The sequence below is a fragment of the Prosthecobacter sp. SYSU 5D2 genome (genome assembly GCF_039655865.1).
Taxonomy (GTDB): Bacteria; Verrucomicrobiota; Verrucomicrobiia; order Verrucomicrobiales; family Verrucomicrobiaceae; genus Prosthecobacter.
In genome coordinates, this window is record NZ_JBBYXL010000006.1 from 52,415 (window position 1) to 65,453 (window position 13,039).

Genomic DNA, 13,039 nt, shown 5'->3' on the forward strand with positions numbered 1-13,039 from the left:
AAACCTTGATCCGGCAACCTCTTTTCCAGGCTGAACAGTACCATTCAGGATGAATTTTTGTTGCTCCAACAGATTTCAGCCGCCCACAATACCGTCCGTGAAGACTTTTGCGCGTTCTATCTTTCTTTTTCTGCTGTTTATCCTTTCCTCTCAGGCATCCGGCCAGGATCCCGCCTTGAGGGTGAATCTGGACCGCGCCTACCAGCAGTGGCGGGCGGCCATCCAGGCCCAGGACCCGCGTGCCTGGGCTGCCGCCATCACCCAGTACCGCCAGGTGGTCACGCGGAACCTCATTGTCAGCCAGCGGCAGTCGTTCCCCAGCGCGGTGTTTGCCGTGCCTTTGGACCCACCGGACATCACCGGCCTGCAATTGTTGGAAGCCCAGGCGGTGGGGGAGACAGCTCATCTGCTTTACTTTGGCAAGGTGAACCTGGGCGGAGATCCCAGCCAGATTCCCAACAGTGTACTCATGATCAAGTTCTTCAATGAACGGGGTGGCTGGCGCTTCGACAGCACCAAGGTGCTGAAGCTGGCGGACCGGCCGGAGGTCGTCCAGCAGATCCAGTCCGGCGGCAAACTGGACTTTCTGGATTACCCCGAATTCACGCCGCCCGGCAAGGCGCCTGCGGTGCCGCCGCTCTGCGATGTCCCTGAAAATGTGGCCGGCTGTACGCTCCAGTCCTATGGCTTTTCGACGACTATGAGGATCAATGGTTTCGACTATCCGGTGATGTCGGATCATGCCGAAAAGATTTTCGTCATTGGAGGCCTGAAAAACGGGCCAAATGATGTGACTCTGACCGTCAAACCCACTGACATCCCTGCCGGTGAAGAGCGTCTTTTGCAGTTGGACTTCTTTGTTCTCACTGGCAAAAACGGCAAACCCCCGGTTCGCGTTTTCCATTACGAATCCAAGGATGCCGCTCTGACCAGTCCGCTGAAGCTGCCTGTGGTGATCACGGCAGATGTGCTGGAAAAAGGGCGCTGATCAAAAGCGGCAAGCATCTTGTTCACCGGCACATCCAGGGGCCGTATTCTGCCGGTACGGTTGCCTCAAAACTCATGGGCTGGTCATGGATGGGATGATGGAGGCTCAGCTTCCAGGCATGGAGCATGAGCCGTGTGCTAGGGATCTTCTGGCGGCTGGGATGGCCGTAAATTGGATCTCCCAGGATGGGAAATCCAAGCCCCTCTTTCATGTGCACACGGATCTGATGGGTACGGCCGGTGAGGAGCTTGCAGCGGATGAGGGCGGTGTCTTTATATACGGAAAGCTGCTCCCACTCGGTGATGGCTTCCTTGCCCGCACCATCATACAGAATGGCCATGCGTTTCCGGTCCACCGGATGGCGGCCGATGAGGTTCTGGATGCGGCCGCTTTTCTCCTTCGGCACGCCGTTGATGGCCGCCAGGTAAATTTTGCTCATCCGGCGTTCGGCGAAGGCTTCAGAAAGCCGCCGGTGGGCGATGTCGTTTTTGGCCACGACCATGCAGCCGCTGGTGTCCTTATCCAGCCGGTGGACAATGCCCGGGCGCATTTCTCCGCCGATGCCGCTGAGATCATCACAGTGATGAAGGAGGGCATTGACCAGGGTGCCATCCGGGTTCCCCGCCGCAGGGTGCACAACAAGCCCCGGCGGCTTGTTGAGGACGAGGATGTCCTTGTCCTCAAACAGAATCTCCAACGGTATGTCCTGGGCGACGACCTCCACGGCTGTGGCCTCCGGGATGACCAGGGAAATGGCGTCCCCAGGCTTTAATGAGATGCTGGCTTTGGCCGGACGGCCATTGAGGGTGACATGTCCGTCTCGAATCAAATCTTGCAACCGGGAGCGGGACAGATCAGTAAATCGTCCTGTAAGATGCTTGTCCAATCGTTGCCCAATATCGCTCTGCTCTGTAATAATCCAGTCCACATCACATTGTCATGATTCGAATAAATTAGGCAATCTGTAATTTCTGGCATTTCATGTGCGATGGAAGTATTGAGCTTCTGACAAAGCCCCTTTCAGTGACCCCTACCCCCGAACAAACTTACCTCAGCACCTGTCCCGTCTGTCAAAACCAGATTGATGTGACATCGCTGGAGCCGTTTACCAAACTCAAGTGCCCATTTTGCGGGCAGATGGTGCGGGTGCGCAGGAAGTTCGACCACTTCATCATAGTCCGCCAGATCGGTGAAGGCGGGATGAGCCGGGTGTTTGAGGCTGAAGATGAAACCCTGGGCCGCCGGGTGGCATTGAAAATTCTGAACCGGCAATACAGCCGGGATGCCTCACGTGTGGAGCAGTTCCGCCAGGAGGCGCTCATCACCGCCAATGTAAACCACCCCAACGTCATCAAGCTGTATTCAGTCGGCTATGACCAGGGTTACTTTTACATCGCCATGGAGCTGGTGAATGGCGGCAGCCTGGAGCAGCGGATCCGCCGGGAAGGGACCATCAAAGAGGAGGAGGCGCTGCGCATCGGACGCGAGGTGGCCGAGGGCCTGCGTGCGGCGCAGCAGCTGGGGCTGATCCACCGGGATGTTAAACCGGCCAACATTCTTTTCACTGAAACCGGCACCTCGAAGGTAGTGGACTTCGGTCTGGCCCTTTTTGTGGAGCGCGGACCGGATTCATCCAGTGAAATCTGGGCCACTCCGTATTACGTGGCCCCGGAAAAGATCATTGATAATCGCGAAGACTACCGGAGTGACATCTTCAGCCTTGGCGCGTCGCTATTCCATGCTCTTACAGGGCGTCCGCCGCACAAGGCAGAATCGAACAACATCCAGGAACTGCGGATGATCAAATGCCGCCGAGTGGCCTTGGAGGACAGCGGACTGCGCTTTGCCCCCCGCACCATCCACGTCATCAACCGCATGGTGGCCTTCCGGCCACAGGAGCGCTGCGCCAACTACGATGAAACGGTGGAGGAGCTGCGCCTGGCCGAAGGTCTGGTGGGGCAGGGATATAAAACCCGCTTCAGCAGCCGCAAGCTGCGCTGGTTGGGCATCGCCGCAGCGGCACTGGTGATGGCTTTCATTGTCGGATGGCTGTTCCGCAGCACAGGTGACCGGGCGGCTGTGGCCATCACCGATACGGAGGATGCCTACCAGGATGATCTTAGCGGCGAAGGGGTGACACTGCAGGCCGGTCGTGAGACGGTGGCTGAAAAATTCCTCAAAGCCCGCGAGACGATGCTGGTGAAGAAGGGCTTCGCCCAGTCGAGGCAGCAGTTTGAAAAGCTGATTGATTCAGGAGAGGCCCGTCAGCCGACTCTAAACTGGGCGCGGTTCAATGCCGCCCTGTGCAGCATCATGATCAGCAACCGCACGGATGCCATGAAGCACCTGAAAAAGATGGCCGAGGATACCGGAGAAGGAAGCACCCTGGTGTCTGCGGAACTGGCTGGTTTTTTCAAATCCATCGGAACCCGCATGGGAAGTAATCTGGCCTTAGGAACGCCGCTGGAAAGCCTGGGATATGACACCACCCAGGAAACTGTATTGGGGTATCTGCTTCATGGTCTGGCCGAGTGGCATTTTGGCGATGCCATGCTTGGCCTTTCCGAACTGGAGTTCTTTGCCGCACATCTGGGCGATGTGAAAACAGGACCCAACGCTGCCGCGCTCGACTGGGTGCAAGGTTATGCATCCGTCTATGATCTGTATAAAACAGATCTGGCCGTGGCCAAAAGCGTGCAAAACCTGGCTTCGCCGAAAGATTTGAAAGGATACCGGGAGTCTCTCGCCGCCGTCAAAAAGGCTCGGGAAAAACTGCGCACAGGCGGTGCATTCAAGCAGTCCCTCATCAAGCTGGAAGCAAAAATCAACGGCGAGTTTGTCAGGCTGCGCATGGACCTGCACCGCCAGCAACTGGCTGAAGACCGCGTTCTTCGTGAGCGGGAGCTGGCGCAACTGGCGGAGATCACCAGCGTGCTGCCGTCCCTGGTGCAGGGGTACGATTACTCACGCGTGGTGGAGTTGCTGAAAGATGTCCGTTTCCAGTCTCCTGAGGTCCAGTCCGCACTGGAGGGACGGCGCTATCTGTATGAGCAGGGGCAGGCATTTCTGAGCCAGCTTTTTATGGACATCTCCGTGCAGGGTTATCAGGGCCGGCTGCAGCGCGTGGGGGCCAGCACTTTGGAAGGCCGGGTCACGGCAGCCGATATTCGCCAGGTGACAGTCACTCTGGAGCGGGGTGCGCTGACTGTCCCGCTGGACAGCATTTCCCCTGAATCACTTCTGGCTGCGGCGCAGCATTTTGCAGAGCAGGTCACCGACAGCACCGACTATTATCAGAGGCAGGAGCGCATTGCGGTCTTTGCCCGCGTGACGGGCCTTCACAGCCTCTCGGCAACGGTGGCGGCCCAGCTCATGGAAGAGAACCGCAGCTTCCGCTCCCGCTGGATGAAAGTGGTTCAGTAAAAGAATTTCTCCTGCTTATTTCACAAAGCGGAATTCAGGCGTGGCCCAGAGAGCCTGGACGAGCCGGGCCCAGGCATCCCGGCTTTCTTCTTCCGTCGTATTGCCGGAGATTGAGGCCTCAAGATAATCGGTGGCGATGTCCAGTTCCTTATCGGTGGCACTCCGGCTCAGGCACAAACGATAGGCTTCATGGACACGGTCTTCTGCGGACGTGGTGGCCTGAAGCATACGGGAAGCGGTGGCGCGCGCCAGTTCGATAACTTCCGGATGGTTCATCAAATAAAGCGCCTGGGGAGCCACAGTGCTGGCGGTGCGCTGAGCGATGGGCTGGTTGATGTCCGCAAAATCGAATACTTCAAAGAGCGGATGCCGTACATTGCGGAACGCCGCCGTATAGACGCTGCGACGGGAGTCATTGAAGGGATAGGAGTACTCCATGTTCTGCACCTTGGTATCGTTGGAATCCACCGCCTTGGCATCGCCAATGTTCGGTCCGGCCCAGCGGGCGTCCACCGTACCGGCGGCCACCAGCATGGCGTCACGAATGCACTCGGCATCCAGACGCTTACGGTTCATCCTGGCCAGCAGCCGGTTGTCGGGATCTGATTCAATCGTGGCACCTTCAGAACTCATCCGGTAGGTGCGGCTCATGACCATTTCCTTGATCAGGCGTTTCAGGCTCCAGCCATCCTCCATGAATTTTACCGCCAGATAATCCAGCAGTTCGGGGTGCGAAGGCAGTTCGCCAGTGATGCCAAAGTTATCTGTGCTGCGCACAATACCGGCACCAAAGAGCCAGTGCCAGACGCGGTTGACGAAGACACGGGAAGTCAGCGGATGCTCGCGGGAGGTCATCCACTGGGCCATTTGCAGACGGCCGCTCTGGTCTGCGGGGATCGCCGGGGCCTGGCCTTTCACAGCCACCTGGATAAAGCCACGGGGTACAGGTGCACCCAGGTTGCGGATGTTTCCGCGCACATGAATGCGGGCATCTTCTGGCTTTTCATCCTCCGCCACGGCCATGGCTTCCAGGCGGACAGGACCTTGTTTTTGGAGGATACGGAGTTCCCTGGACAGGATGTCCACGCGGTCTTTGATCTTGGACTCTTCCTCGCTGGCGACAAGGGTGGGCATGTCAGGCATCTCAGCATCCGCCGGCAGAAACTGCATGGCGTCCACGGTCACGTAACCTTCCGCGCCGGCATTGGAGATCATGACAAAATTTTGCCCGGTCTTTTCAAAACGGAATGTGCCCAGTGAGACAAACTGAAGCCCTTTGAGACTTTCGTTGGATTGTTTGAAGTAAACCAGCTCTTCACCATCGGCATGAAAGATGGTGGCCGGGATGCGCAGGGCGCGCCCTGGCCCGGCACTGAAAGCCAGCCGCACTTCATATCTTCCGGCGACTGGCAGCTTGGGAGTAAAAGTGATGGTTTTTTCACCTTTGCCCTCGTCATGATCATGGGAGTAACCGCCTCCAATGAAAGGCGGATACATCTTGCTTTCCTTCCAGAAACCCACCTTCTGGGCCTCGCTGTCATCCACGACCACTCCAGGAAGATCACTTGGACTGAGGGTGGCTTTCTTGCGCAAGGCCGCCCCACCTACATCTCCCAGTTCATTCTTCAGGGTGGCGATTTCCTCCGTCAGCTTGGCGATCTGTTTTTCTTTGGCCTGCATTTTCTGTTCCTCCTCACCCTCAAAGGGCAGGGGAGTGTCTATCCAATGAGCGACGTTGTCGGTGTAGTTTTTCAGCGTGCGGGTGCTGCGCATAATGCCGGCCAACGCGTAATAGTCGCGGGTGGAGATGGGATCAAATTTGTGGTCATGGCAGCGCGCACAGCCGATGGTCATGCCCATGAACGACTTGCCGATGGTGTCCAGTTGCTCATCCACAATGTCCATGCGCAGCATCTGCTTGTCCTGCTCTTCATAATTGGTAGGGCCCAGGGCCAGAAAACCTGTGGCCGTGAGATTCTGCCGCCGTTCCTCGGCATTTTTTGCAGGCATCAGATCACCGGCGATCATCTGGGTGATCATGTGGTCCACGGGCACATCGGTCCGGAGCGCCTCCAGCAGATAATCCCGAAAACGCCAGGCATCTTTGAAGGGCAGGGAACGGCCACCGCCAGAGGACTCGGCAAAGCGGGTGATGTCCATGAAATGCGAAGCCCAGCGCTCAGCAAACGCCGGAGTGGCCAGAAGTGCGTCCACCAGGGCTTCGTATTGAAGCATGGCCGTCGTCCCTTGAAGTGGTGGCAGGTCAGTTCCTGCTTCTCCTGGGGGCAGGCCGGTCAGGTCAAAGGAGAGTCTCCTGGCCAGTGTCTGGACATCTGCGTCCGGTGCCGGCAGTGCGCTGGCGGACTCCAGTGCGGAAAGGATAAAATGATCAATTTTATTGTATGCCCAGTCCTTCTGCTGAACAGGCCCGGGGAGCTTGATGACAGGAGGCTGAAACGACCAGAAACTTCCGTCTGCCTTGGGACTGCGATCACTGTTGCGTGCCTCTGGCGCATCGGCACGGGGATCATGCGCGCCGGAGGCGATCCAGGTCTTTAAATCTTCCAGCGCGGCTGCCGGGAGTTTCTTTTTCGGCGGCATCTTTAGATCCCGGTCTTCATAACTGACCACCTTCCAAAGCAGGCTTTCCTCGATTTTACCCGGGACAATGCTTGGCCCTGAATCGCCGCCGGTCTGCCATCCTGCGCGATGGTCCAGGCGCAGGCTGCCTTTTTGTTTGTCCATGCCATGGCATTCCGTGCAGTGCTCGATCAGCAAAGGGCGGATGCGTTTTTCAAAAAATTCCGCCTGCTCTGCCACGGCAGCCATGCCCGTGGCAGGCATAAACGGCAAAATCCAGAAGACGAGGCGTGAGGCGGCTTTCGGCATGATCAATTTAAGCAAACGGAGGAGGCTTGCGCCCTCTTTCAATGAGGCGGCGATGCGGCTGTTTTCAGCCGGTACTGCGAAGACTATGATAAACAGCGTTGCCTTCGGGCACGTAATTCCATTAACTGTTCATTTTGCCCCATGCGTTTCCTTCCGCTCTGCGCAGCCTGCCTCTGGATCACCACCGCCGCTTCTGCGACCGGGCCTGTTTCCCGGCAGGTCTGGCAGCCTGTGCAGGAATACTTCATCCGCATCCAGCCAGGGAAGAACCCAACCCCCATCGAAGGAACCCGCCGGTTAAACTCCTTTGTGGCTTATACCCATCTGGGCACGGACTTTGGTTTTCACGGGCCTGCCCAGCATACGATCCAATGGGAAAGTGACGAAATTTGCGTCCATCTTGGCCAGGACCCTGACTCCTGGGCAGGTCTCTGGCACAGCCTTTCCGGCCTGGCGCGGGAAACTGGAAAGACGCTGAATTTTGCTGCCCCCTGGCCGGAATTCATCCGCCACCGTTTTCAGCCAAAAGTAAGCAGCGTCATGCTCCGCGCGAAAGGCAGCGGCAGGATCAAACTGGAGATCAAATCGCCTGAGCAAAAGACTCTTTGGGAGCAGAGCGTGGATATTGCTGCGACCACTTGCGAGACTTATGTGCTGCCTGTCCCCACATTGGCCCTTCCCAACGCCAAACTCATCAACTGGACGGCTGAGCCTGGAAGCGAAATCTGTGTGGCCAGTTTAAACCTGGGGATGGAACTGCCGGCGGTGCCGTTTGATGAATACGTCTTCGCCACTTCCTATGCCAAGCTGGCCCGCTGTTATGACTCCGCCTCCGGCCTGGTCAAAGACCGTGCACATACAGAAGACGGTGCCTTTGAATCCATGGCCTCCACCGGCATGTTTGCCCTGGCGACGGTTGCGGCCTCCCTGCCTCCGCTGGAGATGGTGAGCCCTGGTGATGCCGCCCGCATCGTCCGCAACATCCACCGCGCCTCGCGGGCCTTGGACCGCCCGATGGGGCTCCTTCCTCACTTTGTCCGGCGCAGCGCCACAGGTTACATCATCCACCCGGGCACCGAATACAGCACGGTGGATACAGCCATCTTTTACCACAGTCTGCTATTGGCGGCTGAAGCTTTGAATGATGAAGATCTGAAACAGGAAATGGCCTCCGCCGTGGACCAGATAGACTTCAAAGCCCTGCGTCTGCCGGATGGCACTCTCAGCCACGGCTTGAAAGATGACGGCAGCACCCTGCTGCCCCATGGCTGGCATGACTGGGGCGGCGAGACGGCCCTGGTCATGATGCTGGAGCACATCGTCAATGAGAATGCACCCAAGATCAAAATGGAGCGTCCTGGGCAGGCCTGGCAGGGCACTGGTTTCATCACTGAAATCCAGAGCCTGTTTTACCCCGACTTTGACAGCGACGAACCCGATGCGCTGGATGGCGTGAAATGGCTCAGCGCCCGCAGACGGATGCTCACGGCCCAGCGTGAATACATCCAGCGTACCTGGCCGGACAGCCTGGCCGCCCGCACCGGCATTTATGGCCTGTCCGCTGGGGAGGGGGAGCATGGGGACCGCTATCAGGTCGGCGGGGTGGACCTGCCTGACCAGTCCATGATCCATCCGCACTACATTCTCATGTCAGCCGCGCTTACCGATCCCCAAGAGACGTATGGTCTCCTGGAGCGGTTGGAGAAGGCCGGCTGGTTCACGCCGTGGGGTATGGTGGAAACCGTCAGCATCACGGGCCACACCTATCTGCCGATGACGGGTTCTTTGAATGCCTCCTTTGAAAGCCTGGGAGCCTATCATTTGTTTGCCAAAAACCGTGGCATCCCCAATGTCATCTATGAGGCCAGCCGGAAGTCACCTGAGCTGCGACGCGCCATTGGGCTGTTTTATCCGTCCGAGCGGCCTCCCCTACAATCAGCCGAATTGAAAGTGCCGGGAACGGAGGGTTGATTCAGGGCTGCGGTTCCGGACGCTTGTTTTTGATAAACCGCACATCTTCTGCCCGCTCGATGAAAATGGTGTCTTCACAAATATTCTTGGCATGGTCGCCGACCCGTTCGAGAAAACGGGCTACAAAAATCAGGTGCAGATAACCTTCCAGCGGGGCCTGGCGGGCTTCCATCACTCGGAGCAGGGACTGGTCCACAGACTTTTCGGCGGCATCCAGCTCCTTGTCCAGCAGCCGGCTGGCGGCAGCGGACTCCGGATCTGCATCGGTGAAGGCCTGAATGCTTGCCTCCAGATTGCGGGCGCAGAGATGATAAACCGGCTGGATCAGATTCAGCTCGGGGATTTCCGGCAGCAGGTTGATGGCGCGGGCCCGTTTGGCGATGCTGCTGGCCTGGTCGGAAATCCGCTCCAGGTTGTTGGCCACGCGGATGGTCCCCATCACCTGGCGGAGATCGTGCGCCGTCGGCTGAAATTTCAGCAGGATCTGCATCCCCAGGTGGTCAATTTCCTTTTCGAGTTCATTGACGTCCTGATCGGCGGCAATGGCTGCATTGCAAAGGTCGGTGTTCCGCTCCAGCAGGCCGCGCATGGAACTGGCGAGATTGCGCCGGGCAATGCTGGCCATGGTGAGCACCTGCTCACGCAGGCGGTTGAGGGCTTGATCAAAGGTGGACAAAATATGCTCTTGCATCATTGGCGGGGGCTCGGGCTGAGACTACATGGGCACGGTGACATTTTCGACACCTAAAATGTTCTCGTTTGAAACTTCCGCCACCACTGCATCCCCTTTGGGTTCGCGGTTGGTGCGCTCACAAAACTGGTCATAGGTGATGACTTCAAATTCTCCGTTGTCGTATTCCATGATGGCGGTGAGGGACTCCACCCAGTCGCCGGAATTTAGATAATGTGTCTCCCCAACAAGCTTGTTGGCAGGACTGTGGATGTGGCCGCAGATGATGCCCTTGCAGCCTTTCGCCTTGGCCAGCTCCTGGAGCTGCTCCTCATATTTGCCCACAAAGCTGACGGCGGACTTCACTTTCAACTTCACCCAGCGGCTGAGTGAAAAGCTTTCTTTACCGCGCACCCTCCGGTACCAGTTATAGGCGCGGTTGATCCGCAGCAGCAAGTTGTAGCCGATGCCGCCCAGCTTGGCGATCCAAGGATGGTTGGTGGTGACGTGATCAAAGCCATCTCCGTGCACCACCAGATAATCCCCCCGCCGGGTTTTATGGATGTGCTCATCAGTGATGAGGAAATTGTCCAGCTGGATAGGAATGAACCGGTCCAGAATGTCATCGTGGTTGCCACGCAGGTAGATGATCTGTGTGTTCTCCTTTTCCATCTTTTTCAGGACGGTGCGGATGAAGTGTGTGTGCGCTTTGCTCCAGCCGCCCAGGCGTTTCAGATGCCAGACATCAATGATATCTCCGTTCAGGACCAGCTTGTCACAGTGGATGTTGCGGATGAAGTGAGAGGCCTGCGCAGCTTTGCAGTCGGGCATGCCCAGGTGGACGTCTGAAATGAAAACAGTGCGCGCTCGCAGCTTCGTTTTGTTTTTCCCTGGAATGGCCGGGGCATCGGAGGGTTCTTCAGGGTCTTCAGGCATGGGGCAGAGAACGCGGTTAAATGGCGGGCGGTCAAGCCAGGTCTTTGGCGGTTTTTTCCGCTATGACCTGGGTAAGTTCAGTTTCAAATTGCTCGATTACCCGCTGCCAGCCCAGGCGATGCGCAGCCTGCCGGGCAGCCTGCCGCTGGGGCTGGTCATTCCAGGTGACAGAAGCAGCGCGCACCTGGTTCAGAAACGCTGCTTCATCATTAAACGGGGCCAGCAGTCCATTTTTGCCATTTTGAATAAGCTGGCGCGGAGCGGCATAATCAAAAGCCACGGTCATCAAGGCACTGGACATCGCCTCGAGGACGACGTTGCCAAACGTCTCTGTGATGCTTGGAAAGACAAAGACATCTCCGCTGGCATAGTGAGCCGCCAGCTCCTCCCCGGTGCGGGATCCAGCATAGTGAAATTCAGGATGGTCTGCCTGCAGGCTCTTCAGCTTGGGACCGTCCCCAACGACCACGCAGGGTGAATCAGGGTGCGCCTCGCGGAAGGTGGCAAAGGCCTTGGCCAGAAGTTCCAGGTTCTTTTCCGCCGCCACCCGGCCCACATAAATGGCCACTGGAGTCTGTTCATCCGCACCCCAGCTTTTCCTCAGGGCGGCATCACGACGTGCCGGGTCAAATAACTCAGTATTCACTCCGCGCCCCAAAACGCCGACATTGTGAATGCCCCATTTTTCTAGCATGGCCGCTGTATCGGCGCTCGGGGTCAACGTGCGGGCGGTCTGGTTATGAATGCTGCGGAGCAGGCCCTGGGCTACGTTCTCCAGACCAGGCAATGCGTAATCCTCCAGATAAGTTTGAAAATTCGTATGGAATCCCGAGACGACGGGAATGCCCATCTTGCTGGCCGCGCGGATGCCTGCGATGCCCAGCGGTGTCTCCGTGGCGACATAAAGCGCATCCGGTTTGAATTCCTCATATAGCGCCAGCATCTGCCAGGTGGTCGTGAACCCCATGCGCAAGCCGGGATACCCAGGCAGGGGCATGGCCATGACGGTGTGGCGTTTGCAGGATTCGTCCTTCTGGTCACGATCCGCTTCCAATGTCGTGACGACTTCCACCTCATGGCCCCTCGTTTTCAGTCCCTCCGCCAGGGTCGCAAGAGTCCTGGCCACCCCGTTGATGTCGGGTGGGAATGTGTCAGTGATGAGCAGGAACCTCATGTCACAATAGGCGATACCGGTGTTACAGAGAGCAGATTGTCCGTCTCACAAAGTGCTGCATTGTGACGAATGCGTCACGGTATAAGTTGAAATTTAAGAGCGCCCCATGTCACTTTGTGACGGACACGTCACCAAGAACAGTTTGGTGGCTGCCCTGACCCTTGTGTAAACGGCTGCTATTATATGAGCAAAATCTTGGTAGTTGATGACGAGCCGGATATTTCGGAACTGATCACCCTGCATCTTATGCGTGAGGGACACGAATGTGTCTGCATCACCAATGGGCTGCAGGTCATGAATGCCATCATCGAACAGGAGCCGGATCTCGTCGTGCTGGACATCATGCTGCCAGGGCAGGACGGGGTGACGGTTTTTAAACGTATCCGTGCCGACAGCCGCACCCGCAGCGTGCCGGTCATCATGCTCACCGCACGGGCCCAGGTGACGGATAAAATCAACGGGCTGGAGCTGGGGGCGGATGATTATCTCACCAAACCCTTCTCTCCCCGTGAGCTTTCCTTGCGCATTTCAGCCATTCTCCGGCGCACTAAAAAGGTGACCCATGTCTCGGAAGTCAAGATGGGCGCCTTTTTGCTGGACCGCAAAAACATGAAGTTCTTCCACAACGGCCAGTCCATTGATTTGACCACTACTGAGTTCAAACTGCTGGCTGTGCTTTTGGAAAACGTGGCTGCCGTTCACACCCGTGCGGAACTCCTGCGAGAAGTCTGGGGCTATTCAGACGATGTCGCGACGCGCACTCTGGATACCCATATCAAACGCCTCCGTGAAAAGCTCGGTGAGGCCGGGCGCCATATCATCACGGTCCGGGGCACGGGGTATCAGTTCATTCCGGATGCCTCTGCCGTGGCTGCCAACGCATCAGTGGAATGAACAAGCCTGCAGGAAAAACCTTGGACTGCGCAGCTGCCGGTTGCGCCATTCTCCCGGGTTTTCCTTTTTACGCCGTAGTTCCTGGACTGACCGG

The 13,039-nt window shown here is 57.4% G+C and carries 9 protein-coding genes; 4 read left to right on the forward strand and 5 right to left on the reverse strand.

What is annotated here, in order from left to right; genetic code table 11:
• The first annotated feature begins 97 nt into the window (after positions 1 to 97).
• The gene (locus tag WJU23_RS11190; protein WP_346332652.1) at positions 98 to 988 is read left to right on the forward strand and encodes a hypothetical protein; all 891 of its coding nucleotides are present in this window, start codon (positions 98 to 100) and stop codon (positions 986 to 988) included.
• Between the two features lie 22 nt (positions 989 to 1,010).
• Here the strand turns inward: WJU23_RS11190 and WJU23_RS11195 are convergent, their stop codons facing one another.
• Positions 1,011 to 1,916 (reverse strand): RluA family pseudouridine synthase, encoded by a 906-nt coding sequence (locus WJU23_RS11195; protein WP_346332653.1) that lies wholly within the window; start codon positions 1,914 to 1,916, stop codon positions 1,011 to 1,013.
• 95 nt (positions 1,917 to 2,011) lie between these two features.
• Between WJU23_RS11195 and WJU23_RS11200 the strand changes: the two genes are divergently transcribed.
• The gene (locus WJU23_RS11200; RefSeq protein WP_346332654.1) at positions 2,012 to 4,411 is read left to right on the forward strand and encodes a serine/threonine-protein kinase; all 2,400 of its coding nucleotides are present in this window, start codon (positions 2,012 to 2,014) and stop codon (positions 4,409 to 4,411) included.
• Between the two features lie 15 nt (positions 4,412 to 4,426).
• Here the strand turns inward: WJU23_RS11200 and WJU23_RS11205 are convergent, their stop codons facing one another.
• Positions 4,427 to 7,300, reverse strand: a complete 2,874-nt coding sequence (locus tag WJU23_RS11205) for a DUF1553 domain-containing protein (protein WP_346332655.1) — start codon at positions 7,298 to 7,300, stop codon at positions 4,427 to 4,429.
• A gap of 141 nt (positions 7,301 to 7,441) precedes the next feature.
• Here WJU23_RS11205 and WJU23_RS11210 point away from each other — a divergent pair, with 141 nt between their 5' ends.
• On the forward strand, positions 7,442 to 9,271 hold the full coding sequence (locus WJU23_RS11210) for a hypothetical protein (RefSeq protein WP_346332656.1): 1,830 nt from the start codon (positions 7,442 to 7,444) through the stop codon (positions 9,269 to 9,271).
• 1 nt (position 9,272) lies between these two features.
• Here the strand turns inward: WJU23_RS11210 and phoU are convergent, their stop codons facing one another.
• The 3 genes from phoU to WJU23_RS11225 are packed head-to-tail and all read right to left on the reverse strand — an operon-like array spanning position 9,273 to position 12,051.
• Positions 9,273 to 9,947 (reverse strand): phosphate signaling complex protein PhoU, encoded by a 675-nt coding sequence (gene phoU / locus WJU23_RS11215; RefSeq protein ID WP_346332657.1) that lies wholly within the window; start codon positions 9,945 to 9,947, stop codon positions 9,273 to 9,275.
• 39 nt (positions 9,948 to 9,986) lie between these two features.
• A complete protein-coding gene (locus WJU23_RS11220; protein ID WP_346332658.1) occupies positions 9,987 to 10,877 on the reverse strand; it encodes a UDP-2,3-diacylglucosamine diphosphatase in 891 nt (296 codons plus the stop codon).
• A gap of 31 nt (positions 10,878 to 10,908) precedes the next feature.
• A complete protein-coding gene (locus WJU23_RS11225; RefSeq protein WP_346332659.1) occupies positions 10,909 to 12,051 on the reverse strand; it encodes a glycosyltransferase family 1 protein in 1,143 nt (380 codons plus the stop codon).
• Positions 12,052 to 12,234: 183 nt separating this feature from the next.
• Between WJU23_RS11225 and WJU23_RS11230 the strand changes: the two genes are divergently transcribed.
• Entirely contained in the window at positions 12,235 to 12,945 is a 711-nt protein-coding gene (locus WJU23_RS11230) for a response regulator transcription factor (RefSeq protein WP_346332660.1), read from the forward strand.
• The last annotated feature ends 94 nt before the right edge of the window (positions 12,946 to 13,039 follow it).